Origin of the sequence: Alkalimonas collagenimarina, assembly GCF_030717845.1 — a bacterium.
GTDB lineage: Bacteria > Pseudomonadota > Gammaproteobacteria > Enterobacterales > Alteromonadaceae > Alkalimonas > Alkalimonas collagenimarina.
The window spans coordinates 26,994-43,203 of the sequence record NZ_JAUZVZ010000010.1 but is presented as its reverse complement, the minus strand read 5'-3'; the positions used below and the strand labels follow the sequence as shown (position 1 = coordinate 43,203).

General features: G+C 49.1%; 15 protein-coding genes. 8 read left to right on the top strand and 7 right to left on the bottom strand.

Going from position 1 to position 16,210, the window contains the following annotated elements; all coding sequences use genetic code 11:
- Positions 1 to 195: 195 nt before the first annotated feature.
- Genes Q3O60_RS08600 through Q3O60_RS08590 form a run of 3 tightly spaced genes read left to right on the top strand, consistent with a single transcriptional unit; the run spans position 196 to position 1,969 of the window.
- Entirely contained in the window at positions 196 to 747 is a 552-nt protein-coding gene (locus tag Q3O60_RS08600; protein WP_305893511.1) for a hypothetical protein, read from the top strand.
- Entirely contained in the window at positions 748 to 1,263 is a 516-nt protein-coding gene (locus tag Q3O60_RS08595; RefSeq protein ID WP_305893510.1) for a hypothetical protein, read from the top strand.
- Positions 1,256 to 1,969, top strand: a complete 714-nt coding sequence (locus tag Q3O60_RS08590) for an ankyrin repeat domain-containing protein (protein WP_305893509.1) — start codon at positions 1,256 to 1,258, stop codon at positions 1,967 to 1,969. Before Q3O60_RS08595 ends, Q3O60_RS08590 begins: the two co-directional genes overlap by 8 nt.
- Before the next feature lie 4 nt (positions 1,970 to 1,973).
- On the opposite strand, the gene cutA is transcribed toward Q3O60_RS08590, so the two are convergent.
- The 7 genes from cutA to dksA form a co-directional block, all read right to left on the bottom strand.
- Positions 1,974 to 2,288 carry a divalent-cation tolerance protein CutA gene (cutA, locus tag Q3O60_RS08585; RefSeq protein WP_305893508.1) on the bottom strand — a complete coding sequence of 105 codons (315 nt, stop codon included), beginning with the start codon at positions 2,286 to 2,288 and terminating at the stop codon, positions 1,974 to 1,976.
- The gene (panC, locus tag Q3O60_RS08580) at positions 2,289 to 3,131 is read right to left on the bottom strand and encodes a pantoate--beta-alanine ligase (RefSeq protein WP_305893507.1); all 843 of its coding nucleotides are present in this window, start codon (positions 3,129 to 3,131) and stop codon (positions 2,289 to 2,291) included. It abuts the gene before it with no gap.
- Position 3,132: 1 nt separating this feature from the next.
- Positions 3,133 to 3,927: a 3-methyl-2-oxobutanoate hydroxymethyltransferase gene (gene panB / locus Q3O60_RS08575; RefSeq protein ID WP_305893506.1), complete on the bottom strand. Its 795-nt coding sequence runs from the start codon at positions 3,925 to 3,927 to the stop codon at positions 3,133 to 3,135.
- Positions 3,928 to 4,006: 79 nt separating this feature from the next.
- Complete coding sequence (gene folK / locus Q3O60_RS08570; RefSeq protein ID WP_305893505.1) at positions 4,007 to 4,489, bottom strand: 2-amino-4-hydroxy-6-hydroxymethyldihydropteridine diphosphokinase; 483 nt, start codon at positions 4,487 to 4,489, stop codon at positions 4,007 to 4,009.
- A complete protein-coding gene (gene pcnB, locus Q3O60_RS08565; RefSeq protein WP_305893504.1) occupies positions 4,486 to 5,811 on the bottom strand; it encodes a polynucleotide adenylyltransferase PcnB in 1,326 nt (441 codons plus the stop codon). The genes folK and pcnB overlap by 4 nt, the downstream gene beginning before the upstream one ends.
- Positions 5,812 to 6,069: 258 nt before the next feature.
- Positions 6,070 to 6,972 (bottom strand): tRNA glutamyl-Q(34) synthetase GluQRS, encoded by a 903-nt coding sequence (gene gluQRS, locus Q3O60_RS08560; RefSeq protein ID WP_305893503.1) that lies wholly within the window; start codon positions 6,970 to 6,972, stop codon positions 6,070 to 6,072.
- 1 nt (position 6,973) lies between these two features.
- Positions 6,974 to 7,423, bottom strand: a complete 450-nt coding sequence (gene dksA / locus Q3O60_RS08555; RefSeq protein ID WP_305893502.1) for an RNA polymerase-binding protein DksA — start codon at positions 7,421 to 7,423, stop codon at positions 6,974 to 6,976.
- Between the two features lie 221 nt (positions 7,424 to 7,644).
- Here dksA and pepB point away from each other — a divergent pair, with 221 nt between their 5' ends.
- From pepB to Q3O60_RS08530, 5 genes are all read left to right on the top strand, one after another.
- On the top strand, positions 7,645 to 8,940 hold the full coding sequence (pepB, locus tag Q3O60_RS08550) for an aminopeptidase PepB (RefSeq protein WP_305893501.1): 1,296 nt from the start codon (positions 7,645 to 7,647) through the stop codon (positions 8,938 to 8,940).
- Position 8,941: 1 nt separating this feature from the next.
- Entirely contained in the window at positions 8,942 to 11,401 is a 2,460-nt protein-coding gene (gene hrpB, locus Q3O60_RS08545) for an ATP-dependent helicase HrpB (protein ID WP_305893500.1), read from the top strand.
- Between the two features lie 33 nt (positions 11,402 to 11,434).
- Complete coding sequence (gene mrcB / locus Q3O60_RS08540) at positions 11,435 to 13,534, top strand: penicillin-binding protein 1B (protein ID WP_305893499.1); 2,100 nt, start codon at positions 11,435 to 11,437, stop codon at positions 13,532 to 13,534.
- Between the two features lie 138 nt (positions 13,535 to 13,672).
- The gene (locus Q3O60_RS08535; protein WP_305893498.1) at positions 13,673 to 15,838 is read left to right on the top strand and encodes a winged helix-turn-helix domain-containing protein; all 2,166 of its coding nucleotides are present in this window, start codon (positions 13,673 to 13,675) and stop codon (positions 15,836 to 15,838) included.
- A gap of 87 nt (positions 15,839 to 15,925) precedes the next feature.
- Positions 15,926 to 16,198: a hypothetical protein gene (locus Q3O60_RS08530; RefSeq protein WP_305893497.1), complete on the top strand. Its 273-nt coding sequence runs from the start codon at positions 15,926 to 15,928 to the stop codon at positions 16,196 to 16,198.
- Positions 16,199 to 16,210: the final 12 nt, after the last annotated feature.

Sequence of the window (16,210 nt, the reverse complement as noted above, 5' to 3'; positions counted from 1 at the left end):
TAAAAAGATTTAGCGCTGGGCGCAATCCAGACGCGCAATAAATATAAGAAGTTCTAGCACAAATTCAAAAGCAATAAAGATTCGACTCGAAGGGAAGTATGGTTATTTTTTTGGTGTTATTGTGTGAATTTTTATTTGATAGCATTTCAATTCCATAGTACTTTATGTTTTTTAATGGACTAAAAAGGAACCGCCATGCAGCCAAGCTTACCTTATCGTCTCCCTGAAACTGTAACAGGCCAAATTGATTTTTTATGCCAGTTAATTGGTTTACCACGAAACTCTTTTAATGCTTATGGTAATTTATCAGCAATTCCAGATGATGTTGCTTTAGAAATTCTGACTGGTATTGTGTTGTATCATCATTTGCATCGACATGAACAGAGTCAGGTATTAAGGCTTATCCATCAGCAAATGCAAGGGCGCCCAGCTATCTCGCATGCAATAGCAAAGATTACTGATCCGATGGTTAACCCTATGTGGGGACTTTGGGCAAAAACAACCGCGGAACTTGAAGCAGATTTAGAGTTTTCCGAAACGGTGAGTAGTATTTTAGGTTTAGCTGGTGCTGGTTTTTCTGTCCCATCTCTGTACCAGATGACGAAAAAAAGCCCCGTTGGTTCAAGGGGGCCTGGGGTTCGAACCCACCCTGTTTTGCTAGTGATGATATGGGGTTTTTACTACAACCATGATGCAGGTAGAAAAGAGATTCAACAAGAGCTAGTAAGGCGTGCAAGGAGTCATTGAGTGGTTCTTTTAACATCCAAGGCAGCATTTTTACTTGAGAGAAGCATGCTTTTCCGCTGGATCAGGTTTTTATTGATCCCTCTGGGGATTCTGGTTGGTGTTGTTTTTTTACAAAGCGATATACAGCTGAATCTTGTCGTGAAACTCATTGTGTTCCACGCTGTGGTTTTGGCTATTTTCTTTGTTTTTACACGATTAAGTGACTGGCTTTCAGGCTTGTCCGATAGAAATGTTCAGATCGCCTGCTTTGATCAAGGCAAGTTATCTCTCAATTTAGATGTACAGGCGGAGTATGATGCTACAAGCATTCAACGTATCGAGTTTGTCATTCCCAGTGTGTTTAAAACATGGAATTGGCCGTACGCAAAAAATACCATAACGCTTTATGGTAATGATGGGGTAAAGCAGCTGAAAACGAGCTTTGAGTTGATGAGCTTGCAATCTTTTCTGTGTAATGTAAACCGCTCCCTGAATGAAAGTAATCAATCCTTTTTAAATAAGGCGGAAAATGTTTAACCATTTTATTTCAGATAAAAAAACTTCGTTCGTTGTTTTACTCTGTATCGCTGCATTTCCCTTGCTTTTTCACATGAAGTCTTGGGGGGGGGATGGTACAGGTGTGTCAGATGATGGCATGACAGACCAAATTAACACCTTATCGCATCTGGTTCAGCAAGGTGAAGTACATGATTTGCAGTCATTTCTTCAGGCTGAAAAAGGTGCATACTGGTTGCAAGACGAAGCAGCAGGAGTCGCTACTCTTAAGGCGTTAGAAAGCCGATGCTCAGCTGATATTGTTATCATACTTATCAAGTATGATGTTGGACTTTCATCCTCACAAGCAGGAACACCTTTTCATAACTTAGCTTTTAATGATTCAGTTGATGAATCCATTGAGTGTATGGATGCGTTAGTTCATGCTGGGGTCGATATCAATGCAGTGGATAAAGAGGGACACACCGCACTTGTGCGTACTTTGTATTCTCATCAGGAAAATACATTGCAAATCATAGAAGAACTATTGGCTCGTGGAGCAGATCCAACCATTCGTTCTGAGCGGGGGTTGGATTTAATTCATCATGCTTTGATGTTGCGTTTGCTATATACGGAGCAAATAGCATATAGCGAGCAGGAGGATGTTTTTAGTATCAAGGCTCAACAAATGATTAAGATGACTGAGCAGGTGAATCATTTAGCCAGCCAATATTATCTATCGAGATAAATTTTCAGTAGCAGCTGTCTTTCACCCACTGCAAATAACCAGCATGGCCCTTTTCAATCGGTAACTGAATGATCTCTGGAGTGTCATAACTGTGCAGCTTGCTAATGCAGGCCTCCAATTCGGTATAGCATTGGCGGGTGGTTTTGATCAGCAGTAGGATTTCGCTTGATTGTTCAAGTTTGTCTTGCCAGACGTAGTGGCTGTCGATGGTTTGGTGCTGAATGCAGGCAGCCAACTTTTGTTGCAGCAGAGCGGCGGTGATCTGCGCCGCCTCATCTTTATTCGGACAGCTCACCATCACTAAACAGTAGTCTGACATTCAGACCTCCAGATTATCCAGCAATTTGGTGTTGCCAAGCCAAGCGGCCGCTAGAATGACCAGTGCCTGCTGGCGACTGTCAGCAGGTTGCAATGTCTCACGATCGCTGATGTTCAGATAGTCTGGTCGAAAACCTGCGGCGCTAAGCTGTGCTTTTGCTTCACTTTCGAGCTGGCGGAAATCAGTCTCACCGCGCTTTATTTGCTGACTGACTTGCTGTAACACTTCTTGCAAAGTAGGCGCTATCGCCCGTTGCTTTACAGTGAGATAAGCATTACGAGAGCTTAGCGCTAAACCATCGGCAGCGCGCTCGGTGGGTACACCAATGATCTCAATGGGAAAGGATAAATCCTCGACCATCTGACGAATAATGGCTAGCTGCTGGTAATCTTTTTGACCAAAACATGCGACATCGGGCTGCACCAGATTAAACAGTTTCGCCACCACGGTTGCCACGCCACGAAAATGACCGGGCCGGCTGGAACCACAATGATGATCACCTAATTCTGGCACTTCAACAAAGCTTTGCTGTGCTAAACCACGCGGATAAATGATCTCTGGTGTTGGCGTAAAGACCGCATCGGTCTGCATTTGCTGCAAGGCAGCGCAATCGTCTTGCAGGGTACGAGGGTAGTTGTCGAGATCTTCGTTGGCACCAAATTGCATGGGGTTAACAAAAATACTGGCAATGACCCGATCAGCCTGTTGTTTGGCTACTTCAACCAGCCGCAGATGGCCCTGATGCAAATTGCCCATGGTGGGAACAAAGGCAATACGTTCACCTGCTTGCCGCCAGCTGGCAATTTCAGCCCGCAGGCTGCTGATGGAGTCTATAATCTTCATGTTATTGAAAGCTGTGTTCTGCTGCCGGAAAGGTTTGGCTTTTGACATCGGTCACATACTGGCGGATGGCTGAGCGTATCTCTCCGGTTTGCTGTAAAAAGTTTTTCGAGAACTTAGGAATATAACCACTGCTGATGCCGAGCAAGTCATGCATGACCAGAACCTGACCATCAGTGCCTGCACCGGCACCAATACCAATCACCGGAATAGTCAGCGCTGCCGTAATGCGGTTAGCCAGCTCGACCGGAATACACTCTAATACCAGCAACTGCGCACCGGCTGCTTGCAGTGCTTCTGCCTGACGCACCATGGCACTGGCTTGTTCATCACCACGACCTTGTACTTTGAATCCACCAAACAAATGCACCGATTGTGGTGTTAAACCTAAATGACCACAGACGGGCACACCGCGCTCAGTCAGGGCCTTGACGGTGGATAGTAGAAAATCACCGCCTTCCAGCTTGACCATATTAGCACCCGCTTGCATCAACGGCAGTACGGATTGAAAGGCCTGCTCGGTAGTGGCGTAGCTCATAAAAGGTAGATCAGCGATGACAAAAGCATCTGGCGCACCAGCGCGCACACAGCGTGTGTGATAAGCAATATCATCGACAGTGACCGGGAGGGTATCGGCATGGCCTTGTAGCACCATCCCCAGTGAATCGCCGATCAACAGCACATCCACACCTTCTTCTGCGAACAATTTGCCAAAACTGGCATCATAGGCCGTTAACGAGGTGATTTTATCGCCTTGCTGCTTCATTTTTTGCAGCACAGCAGTGGTTATTTTGGCCATGTATCTGCTCCGATCTCATGTCTGTTTATTCGGTTGCGAACTTTGTCATAAAGTCAGCATGGCTGCAAGCAGCTGTCAGCTAACTTAGCTGATGCAAGCCGTTACGTGGGACCTGGGTCAGCAGGTCGCGAAGCATGCGACCATCAGGTAATTGTAGTTCAGGGGCAATATCATGCAGTGGGTACAATACAAACTCACGCTCTGGCAAACCATAATGCGGCACAGTAAGCCGTTCGGTGGCAATCTGCTGATTGCCATACAGCAGTAAGTCCAAATCGAGCGTGCGAGGCCCCCAGCGTTCGTCCTTGCGCTGCCGCCCTTGTTGTTGCTCTATCCGTTGTAACTCATCCAGCAATGCTTCCGGGGCCAGCGTGGTGGCCAGCTCGGCGACTGCATTGACATAATCCGGTTGATCCTGCGGCCCCATGGGTTTGGAACCATAGAAGGCAGAGCAGTTCACGAAACGGCTGGCCGGGAGTAGACGCAAAGCGTTGAGAGCTTGCTCCAGTTGCTGCACTGGTTGGTCTAAATTGGCGCCCAGACCAATAAAACAGCGGATCATGGCTGACTCTGGCTAGTCCGTTTGCGTTTGTAATTGCGACGACGCTTGGGCTTGCTGGCACCTGGTGTTGCCGGTGCTTGTTGCACCATTTTCAGCTGATCATCTTCGGACTCAAACTGAAAGCGTTGCCACCAATCGGCTTGTTCTTGCAGCTCACCGCCTTCAGCTTTGGCTCGTAACACTAAAAAGTCAAAGGCAGCGCGGAATTTGGGCAATTGCAGCAAGCTATGCGCACGACGGCCATTGCGACGAGCTAAACGACCTTGCAGGCCCCAGATGTCGCGGGTAACCAAGCTAAACCGTTTAGGTAGCGAAATGCGCTGCTGCAAGTCGGATAATACTTCAGTCATGGCAATATTCAGTGCATCTACTGGTGGCAAACCACCTTCAAGCTGCATGGTTTGACTGCGCATTTCTACCTGATACCAGAAAAAGGCCGCAAACAAAAAGGCCGGTGTGACCGGCTTGCCATCGGCGACCCGTTGGTCGGTATCCTGCAGCGCCTGACTCACCAGCTGAAAGGTCTTGCCTTCCGGCTCCAGCTTGATGGCTTTATCCAGCGAGGGCATCAGTTGCTTGATAATGCCGAACTGTTTCATCAGCATAAAATTATCAAAGGCCTTGCCAGCCATGAAAAGCTTTAAGCATTCTTCGAATAAGCGTGCTGCCGGAATACTCTGCAATAGCGGAGCCAACTCAGCAATCGGTGCTGCAGTAGCTGGCGCGATTTGCATATTTAATTTAGTGGCAAAGCGAATAGCGCGCAGCATCCGCACCGGGTCTTCCCGATAACGGGTCTCCGGATCGCCGATCAATTCAATTTTGCGCTCAGCAATGGCCTGAATGCCATTGGCGAAATCGAGTACTTCAAACTTGTTGATGGAGTAGTACAGGGCATTGATGGTAAAGTCGCGACGTTCGGCATCTTCTTCAATGGTGCCATAGACATTATCCCGCAGGATCAAACCCTCTTCACTAGCTTTGGCCAGGTGCGTTTGATCGTCCTCGCTCTCGTCAGGCTGGCTGTGATGGCCACGAAAGGTGGCGACCTCAATGACTTCGCGGCCGAACAAGACGTGAGCCAGCCGGAAGCGGCGGCCAATCAGTCGACAGTTGCGAAATACTTGCCGTACTTGCTCAGGTTTGGCATTGGTCGCGACATCAAAGTCCTTTGGCTGCAAGCCCAGCAGTAAGTCACGAATACAGCCACCCACCAGATAAGCCTCAAAGCCAGCATCCTTTAAGCGATACAATACTTTTAATGCATTGGGGCTGATCTGCTTGCGCGAAATACTGTGTTGATCGCGGCTTAGGCGCTGCATCGGCGGTAACACACTGGCCGTTTGATGCTGCTTGATGGCAGCCTTTTTTCCAGTCGTTGCCGACTTAGTGCTTAAGTTACGACGACAGAAATTAATAACACGGGAAATTATAGCGAACTCCTGATTGCTCGGCTGCTGGTACTCCAGCGGTTATCTGGTTGTGTTTCTCAAGGGCGGTAGCTTAGTGTCCGCTCGCTGAAACACAGATTGAATCTTAATACATAAGGTTATTTTACCGCAGGCAGTGACAAAAAAGCATCAATTAAATGGATTTAACACGATTTCACTAACTTTTGGCACCGCAGAAGGTAACCAATTTTGTATAGCCCAGCTTAGGATCTCATCTACAGGCGCCCCGCTAAACTCGTTGGGACAAGACTGGCCCAGTACATTCAGTGCTTGAAACAGCAAGGTGGATGGCGGCTGCAAATGGATCGCCGGGGCATGATTCTGCTTGCTCAGCTTAAAACCCGCTTTGGCTGAAATCAGAGGAATATGACCAAAGGCTGGTGCTGTTGCGTCCAATAATTGGAACAGCCGTTGTTGCCGGGTCGTCATCTCTAATAAATCAGCGCCGCGGATCACCTCGCTGATCTGCTGATCAATATCATCAATGACGACCACCAATTGATAGGCAAACAAGCCGTCGCGGCGTTTGATAATATAATCTTCCTGACAGAATGGCGCAGGGATTTGCTGTGGCCCTTGCAATGTATCGTAAAAATCCGTTTGAACTCCGCTGGATTTAAGCCGGTAGGCCAGAGGTTTTTCGTGGCTGGGTTCTAGTTGACGCTCCCGGCAATGGCCATTGTAGTGACCTCCCATGGCTGCGACCTGTTTACGGCTGCAATCGCAGCCATAAATTAACTCCGCCTCTTTAAGCTGGTCAAAGACCTGCTGGTAGCGCTCTAAGCGTTCACTTTGATACCAAACCGGGCCATCCCAATGCAAGCCAAAGGCCGCTAAGTCACGCTGAATAGCATCGGCAGCGCCGGGCTGGGTTCTTGGCTGATCGATATCTTCAATACGAAGTAACCATTGACCACCACGGGATTTAGCGTGTAAAAAACTTGCGACGGCTGCCAGTAGCGAACCAAAGTGAAGCGGGCCGGAGGGGGATGGAGCAAACCGGCCCACAATAGGAAAGGCTTGGTCTGGCATATTAGCCGCCGAGTTGCTTTTCCTTGATTTCCGCTAAGGTCTTACAGTCGATACACATATCGGCGGTAGGACGAGCTTCCAGACGCTTAATACCAATTTCGATGCCACAGGTATCGCAGTAACCGAAATCATCATCTTCGATTTTCTGCAGCGTCTTCTCTATTTTCTTTAACAGCTTACGCTCACGATCACGAGCGCGAAGTTCTAAGCTGAATTCTTCTTCCTGAGCCGCACGATCGACTGGATCAGGAAAGTTAGCGGCTTCATCCGCCATATGGTTTTTGGTGCGATCAACTTCTTCGCGCAGTTGGCGGCGCCAAGCATCCAGAATTTTTCTGAAATGTTCCCGCTGCTTGGAGTTCATGTACTCTTCGCCCACTGCCTCCTGATAAGGCTCAACCCCAGCCAGCGCTAACAGCCCTAACGTCTTGTGTGCTTTGCCTTCTGGCATAGTCATCTCCTGTACAATACAGACAAGCAAAAAAATGGCGGATATTCATAGCAGAATATCAACCTCATCGCAAATGAAAAAGACGCCGAAGTATACAGATAGTTGGTAAAACCGTCACTACTTTTCGCCTTTTTACTTTTCGCCTTTTTCCGGCGCTCATTTTTTTTGGCAGTCATGGTACAATGACTTACTTACTGTTTTATAGATACAGGATGCCTTACATGTCTGATGCAATTCACGTTTATCTTCAATCGGAACCCGCTGCTGAAAAGTGGGGCAAAAAAGCCAGCCTGACTCCGGTCGAGCAGGGATACCAGATCCATTTTGATGCCAGTCAGGCACTTCGCAGTATCCAAAAGGCGGCTCGACAGCTGGATACTCTGGGCATTGAGCAAGTGGAACTGAGTGGAGATGGCTGGACGTTAGATTATCAGTGGGCGTTTTATCTTGGTTTTACCTCAGCAAAAAAACTGAACGGCGTCAGCTGGCAGGGTGATGATGCCGCTACTTTGCAGCAACTGGAGCGCTGTTATAGCTGGTCCCGCCAGCTGACGAACCAGACACCAGAGCAATTATCGCCAGAAGTGCTGGCTCAAGAAGCTATTGATTTTTTAACCCCTTTGGCGCCAGATGCCATTAGCCATCGCGTCATTCGTGGTGAAGAACTGGCCAGCGAAGGCTGGGTTGGTATTCATGGTGTTGGTCGTGGCAGTGAACGCCCGCCTGTGATGCTGGTGCTGGATTACAACCCTACAGGGAAAGCCGATGCTCCGGTTGAGGCTGTGCTGGTTGGTAAAGGCATTACCTTTGATAGTGGCGGTTATTCCATCAAACCCAGCGAGTCTATGTCGTACATGAAATGCGATATGGGCGGTGCGGCTACGGTAGCGGGAGCTTTAGGTCTGGCTATTTTGCAGGGCTTAACGCAACGGGTGCAATTGGTACTCTGTTGTGCTGAAAACCTGATCAGCGGTCATGCATACAAGCTGGGTGATATTCTGACCTATAAAAATGGCACTACGGTTGAAATTTTAAATAGCGATGCTGAAGGGCGCTTAGTTCTGGCCGATGGCTTGTTGTACGCCACAGAGACTGGTGCACCGTTGATTATTGATGCTGCCACCTTAACCGGTGCTGCTATGGTTGCCTTAGGCAATGATTACAATGCCTTATTTTCATTAGATACCGAACTACAGCAGCGCGCACTTGGTTATGCAGAGCAAGTGAAAGAGCCGACCTGGCCACTGCCATTGGCGCCCTGGCACCAGCAGCAGTGTCCATCCCCTTATGCTGATACTGCCAATAGCCGAGCCATGAAAGGCGGTGGTACTGGTGGTGCCAGCAATGCAGCAGGTTTCTTAAGCCGCTTTGTCCGCCCCGATGGCAAAGGCTGGTTGCATTTTGATTTGGCCTCAGCTTTTAATAGCAGCAATAGCGCTTTGTGGGCGGCTGGCGCAACCGGCCGGGGCATCCGTGTGATTGCCGAAGTCTTGCGGCAGGAAACCAGTAAGCGCTGATATGACTTTGCCGGTTGCTGCGATTGCGACTGAATTGCTGCATAGCTTGCAGCGTAGCAATCGGGTTGTGTTATCGGCTCCACCCGGGGCCGGTAAATCGACATGGCTGCCGCTGTATTTACTGCAGCAGCCTTGTTATCAACAGAAAAAAATCCTCCTGTTAGAGCCAAGGCGGCTGGCGGCAAAAAGCATAGCCAGCTACATGGCGGGTCAGCTGCAGCAGCAACCGGGCCAAACCATTGGTTATCAGGTTCGTTACGAACGTAAAGTCAGCAAGGCCACTCGTTTACTGATCGTCACCGAGGGTATTTTAACCCGAATGATCCAGCAAGACCCTGAGTTATCGGCCTATGATCTGGTGATTTTCGATGAATTCCATGAACGCTCTTTGCATGCAGACCTGGCACTGGCTTTGGCGCTAGAAGTACAACAGCTGCGTGATTCGTTGCGACTATTGCTGATGTCGGCCACGCTGGATACCGAACGTTTGGCTTTAGCGCTGAATGCTGAAGTGGTGCAAAGCGAGGGCCGCAGTTATCCTGTCGCTATCCGTTATCAAACCCCAACGCGCGAACCGTTATGGCAGCAAGTTGCTAAAACCTGCAGCCAGTTAGTGCAGCAGGAATCAGGCAGTATTCTGGCTTTTTTGCCCGGCCAGCGGGAAATAGAGCAAGCGACTGAATGGTTGCAGCAACAAGACTTACCGACTGAGATCTCTGTACTGCCGTTGCTTGGCTCTTTGCCCTTGAGCCAACAACAACGCGCGATTGCGCCTCCAGAGACTGGACAGCGTAAAATTGTGCTGGCGACCAATGTGGCCGAAACCAGTTTAACCATCGAAGGCATCCGGCTGGTGGTGGATAGCGGTGTCTGCCGTAAAGCGCACTTTTATAGCCGTCATGGTGTGATGAAGTTAGAGACGGTCGCCATCAGTCAGGCGGCAGCCATTCAGCGTGCCGGTCGTGCTGGCCGGCTGGAGCCCGGGCTTTGTGTCCGACTGGATACCGAAGCGCTCTGGCAGCGAAAAGCCAACTTCACGGTGCCTGATATTTGTGAAACTGAACTGACCGGTCTGCGGCTTGATTGTGCTGGTTGGGGCGCAGAGCTTGATACCCTGTTTTGGTTGGACCCACCGCCTGCGGCCCATGTAAGGATGGCAGAGACATTACTGCAGCAACTTGGCGCGCTGAATGAAGCACTCAAGATCACTGCTCGCGGCAGAGCCATGCTGGCGCTTGGCACTGAACCTCGTCTTGCTGCTATGTTGTGTGCAGCGCAGCAGCTGGAGCAAGCTGGTGAGCAAGGTGCTGTTTGGTTAGCTGCTCTGTTGACCGTGGTGTTAGAGCAAGGTCGTGATCGCAGTTCGCTGTGGTCTCAGCTGCAAGCGATGCAACACGAGCGCACGAATCACCCTAATCGTGTGTTGATTCAGCAGGCTGACTCATGGCGTCAGCAGCTCGGTGGCCAGAAAACGATGCCTTCCACGCCAGATCTCTTTATTCTATTGCTGTGCCGGGCTTACCCCGATCGGGTGGCGGTAAAGCGCGGGAAAGGCTATTTACTGGCCAATGGGGCAGGCGCTGTCTTGCCTGCCGATCATGCGCTGCAGTCCGCACCTTTTTTAATCATTAGTCAGTTGCAATTAACGGCTCAGGGCTTGCTGATCCGCCAGGCTGAAGCCTTGACCTTAGCGCAGATACAACAGGCTTTTGCCGAGCAACTGCACTGGGTCACACAGAGTGGTTTTGACGAAAAAAGTGGTCGTTTTACTGCAGAGCAACAACTGCGTTTAGCTGCTTGTGTGCTGCAGCGTAAAGCCAGCTCCGAGCGAATCAGTGCTGAGCAACGTAGCAGCGCCTGGTTGAGCTATATACAGCAAAAAGGGTTAGCTGTGTTGCCGTGGCAACCAGACAGTCAGCAATTACTGGCACGTATTCGCTTATGGGCGGCACTGGAAGCAGAGTCATGCGTGCATCATTGGACAGATGAGGCCTTGCTGCAAGAAAGTTCTGATTGGTTGAGCGTTTGGCTTGGTTCTTGTGCATCCTTGACTGAGCTGGCAAAGCTACCCTTAAAGCAAGCCTTACTCAGCCGATTGAGTTATCAACAACAACAGCAGCTCAATCAATTGTTACCAGAGCGTTGGCAAGCACCAACCGGCAGTCAGTTGTTGATTGATTATCAAGCCGAAGCAGGGCCTCAACTGGCGGTGCGTATTCAGGAAGTGTTTGGTCAGTTGGATAGCCCTGTCCTTGCTAACGGGCGTATTAAACTGACGTTAGAGCTCTTATCTCCGGCCAGAAGGCCACTTCAACGCACGCAGGATCTGGCCAGTTTTTGGAAAAATGCGTATAGTGATGTGCGTAAAGAAATGAAAGGGCGTTATCCTAAGCACTATTGGCCGGAACATCCGGCTGATGCGATGCCCACAACCCGCACCCGTAAAGCTATACAGTCATAAAAACTATGCAGCCATAAAAACCATGCAGTCATCATGAAGGTTCCATCATTGAAAACTCGTTTACCCTCGCTACGGCAGGCGATGCACTACCTACTATGGACAGGTCTCAAACTAAGTCTCGTTCTATTGGCGTTGGTGTGTGTCTATCTGGTCTATCTCGATAGTAAAGTGACTCAGCAATTTAATGGTCCGAAATGGCAAGTGCCTGCACAGGTCTATGGCCGTTCATTGCTGGTGCAACCAGACCAACCTCTCAGTGTGACGCAACTGGTGGCCGAGCTTGAACTGTTACAGTACCGCCGGGTGAGCCAAATCACCGGGCCAGGTCAGTTTCGTTTAGCCAATCAACAAGTCGAGGTGTATCGGCGTGAATTTGATTTCGTCGATGGCTATCAGCCGGCTGAACGCTTTCAGGTGACCTTTGCCGCCAATCGGGTGCGAGCGATTCAGGCAGAGCAAGCCACAGAGCCTCACTTTCATCTCGAGCCACCGTTGATTGAACATTTAATTTCACCGCATCAGGAAGATCGAGAGTTGCTGCGGCTGGAGCAAACACCCACCTTATTACGTGATACCTTGCTTTTAGTCGAGGATAGGGACTTTTACCGCCATCGTGGCGTGGCTCCGCTCGCTATTGTGCGCGCTTTTTTGGTCAACCTGACGGCCGGGCGAACGGTACAGGGTGGCTCTACGCTGACACAGCAGCTAGCGAAGAATATGTTTCTTACGCAAGATCGCACGCTATGGCGCAAAATGAATGAAGCATTGATGGCCTTGATTCTGGATTTTCGCTTTAGTAAAGATGCGATTCTGGAAGCCTATTTAAATGAGGTGTATATCGGCCAGAACTTCGCTCACCCAGTGCATGGTTTTGGCCTTGGCAGCCGTTTTTATTTTGCCAAGCCGATTAATGAACTAACGGTTGCAGAAACAGCTTTATTGGTGGGTGTGATTAAAGGGCCTTCGTTTTATGATCCTCGTCGCAACCCCGAGCGTGCCCGGCAACGACGTGACCTGGTACTTCGGTTGATGTTCGAGCAGCACATGCTGGATCGTCTTGCGTATGAGCAAGCACTGGAAGAGCCGATTGCTTTGGTCGCCCGTGGCCAACACCGTAACTCACGTTATCCGGCTTTTATCGCTTTGGTGCGACAGGAGCTGCGACAAAAAATGCGTGGCAGTGTGCTGCAACAAAGCGGGCTTCGAATTTTCACCTATTTGGATCCAGTACAACAGCAGCAGGCTGAATTGGCATTGCAACAAACCATGCAACACAGAGCGGAGGGGCTGGAGGCTGCGGTCGTGGTGGCTGATTACCACATTGCTGCAGTGCGAGCCATGATTGGCGGACGTGACCCACGCTATGATGGCTTTAATCGAGCTGTTGATACTCGTCGACAGATTGGTAGCTTGATCAAGCCGGTGATTGCGCTAGAGGCATTGGCGCAACCAGAGCGTTTTGATTTGCAAACCCCCTTGCAAGACAGCCCAATCCAGCTTCGCAGCAACCAGCAAGACTGGCAACCTCAGAACTTTGATCAACAGTTTCGTGGTGAAGTTAGCTTATTGGATACCTTGGTTTATTCCTATAATGTACCGATGGTGCGGTTAGGTTTGCAGCTAGGTATGCCGCAAGTGGCAGCAGCACTGAGCAAGTTGGGTTTACAGCGTCGGGTGCAGTTGCATCCGTCTGCATTACTCGGGGCGGTAGAGTTATCGCCGCTTGAAATCACGCAGTTGTATCAAACCATGGCCAATGATGGGGTCTATCAGTCGTTAGCGAGTATAGAGGCGGTTACCGACCAGCATGGTACTGTGTTGTATCAGCGAGCGGATAAGCCGATACGCCGTTATCCAACAGCAGCCGCCGAGTTATTGCACTTCGCCATGCAGCAGAGCGTTACGCGGGGAACGGCCCGGGTATTGGGGCAAGGCTTCCCTTCAGCACAGTTGGCTGGTAAAACGGGAACCTCGAGCGACTATCGGGATAGTTGGTTTGTTAGTTTCGATGGTCAACAGGTGATCACCGTTTGGCAGGGGCGGGACGATAATGCTTCCACAGGCTTAACTGGCAGCTCAGGTGCATTGGGGCTGACCAGAGCAATTTATGTGTTGAGTCCACCGCAACCGTAGCCGGATAAAGCAGCGGTTTCATGTAAAATGCACACAGAATAATCACTAATTACGCAAAGCACTTGTTATTCTTTGATTTTTAGGTTGATAATGGGTGTTCTTCTTGTTGGTTAGCATTAGGTCAGATGTGAATAAGTTATGGCAATAAAACCAGAGCATCGAGTCAAAGTTGGTGAGTGGTGGTATCTGCCCGAGCGGGATAAGTTGGTGAAGCTTGCCCCATCCGGTCAGGTAGAGGCGACTGCCGAACTGGATAATCTCTGCCAGAATGTGATCAACTATTTGATCGTGCGTGCAGGCGATCTGGTGACTAAAGATGAGCTTTTGGATAAAGTGTGGGGGATCCGCGCGGTATCTGATGGCCGGATCACCCGAGTGATCCGAGTATTGCGGGTTGCGCTGGGAGATGACAGCCGTACGCCGTTGTATATTGAAACAGTACCCAAACGAGGCTATCGCTTAGTGGCCACCATTGCCACCGAAGAGCAGGCCGCAGAAGCAGCTGCTGTCGAGGCGGCACAAACCACTTTATCATCCGATGCTTCGTGGCAACCCCGGGTTAGAGCGGCAATCATTACTGGCTTGTTGCTACTCCCCATGTTGCTGGCAGCCATTATTTGGTGGTTTTCTGCCTCAGATAGTCAGGAGCCAGCCGTAACGCCTTTATGGCGTTATGAACCAGTCACTTTCTTAGATGGCATCGAGTTTTACCACAGCATTTCACCAGACGAAAAGTTTCTGGCCTTTAGTTATGCCAGTAGCCCAAGCGACGATGTAGTGGTGTTAAAGTTACAGAATTTAGAAACGCATCAAGTCATTACATTAACTGAAGAACCATACAGCAGCTTTGGTGCAGCGTGGAGCCCGGATGGTACTCAACTGGCTTATCACCGTATGTTATCTGGGCAACTGTGTGAAATTCGATTATTGACATTGGACTCGAATAAAATAGGTATTAACAGTGATCGTTTGTTAACCGAGTGCGGTAGCAAGTCTGTATCTGCTCGTTTAACCTGGTCACCAGATGGGCGTTACATAGTTTATCCTTCAAGAGAAGTAGGACAACGTCAAATGTCACTGATGCTATATCCATTGGCTGGTGGGCAAGCTGAAACTTTAACGGCTCCACCATCAAATGGCTTTGGAGATTATGCGGCCCGCTTTTCCAGAGATGGAAATCGACTGGCTTTTTTGCGAGATGCGGCAGGTGCCGTGCAAATTTGGCAGCTGGAATTATCCAGTCGCTCATCCAGTATGCTACTCCAGCTTAGTGATACCTCACCGGGTAATATTGACTGGAGCCTGGATGATCAAGCGATTATTTATCCTGCAGGGCGTTCCATGCTGGCCGCTGTGCAGGTCGAAACTGGGCAACGACGTCTGCTTGCATACACCGATCATAATGCCAGTGAAATACAAGTCAGTACCTCAGGGCGCATTATTGCCTCTGTGGGGGCTTTTTCTCAGCTCAATATATTAAAAGTACCTAATAAAATATTAAATACTTCAGGGCAGCTTAATCAGCAAGTATTTAGCTCAAATCGCAGTGAAGCTTATGCTGAAGCAAGCCCTGTAATTAATGGGCCTGTCGCGGTAGTGTCAAGGCGATCAGGTTTATCACAAGTGTGGCTATTTTATCCTGATGGCCGCCAGCATCAGCTGACGAATTTCACTGAAAATGAGCGTATCAACCAGTTGACCTTCTCACCTGATGGCACTCATTTGTTGGCGTTAATTAGTCAGCAACTGTGGTTATTGCATAAAGACAAGGATCCCATTCAGATTACTTCATTTTTAGAGCAAAATGTAAGTAACCCAAGTTGGGGAGCGGATGGCAGAACCATCTATTACGCGGTTTCTCGCCAAGGTCGCTGGCAAGTGATGACAACGCATTTGGATGCTCCTGCACAAAGTGAGCTCTTTAATCCCCAAATGGAGCTGTATTTAGAGAGCCGGGATGGACGCTATAGCTTTTGGCAGCATAGTCATACCCGCCACTACTATCTGCAGCGAATGGATGGTAGCCCAGCCGAGCGCCTGGAATTGCCCTTGCAGGAGTCATTGCCTCTGCATTTTGTACTGGCAGAGGATGGTTTATATTACTCAAGTTACTTAACGGATAATCGCTACCAGCTATACTTTCTTGACTTCTCCAACCGAAAAGTTACCGTCGCAACGGATTTAGAGTCGATTTACTCCAGCCACTTTAGTTTAAGCGCAGATAAAAATTACTTTTACCTGCCTTCTATGGGGCGTGGAGATATGGATATTGCTGAAATTCCCATACAACAACAGAATTTATAATTTTTTTATATGAATTTCATCGAGTTAATCTAGGTTTCTTATGTAATTCTGAGTTTAACAACATAACCTAAACTTAGGAATTGACTTATGAAAATTGCATTAACTACAGTCGCTGCTATCACTTTAAGTACTCTTTTCGCAATCAATGCTGACAAAGTTGAGAGTTCGAATAGCGAAGTTGATAATCTTATTGCTTGTGCGTGGTTCCCAATCTGCCGTGACCCGGACTTTCAGCAAGAAGTTGCAGATCCAGCTGAGGCAGAAATTGGAGAAGCAATTATTGCTTGTGCATGGTTCCCAATCTGCCGTGACCCAGATTTACCTTTTGCTGACGAAGTGACCACCGCTGAACTGGTATAACTCTGTAACAAA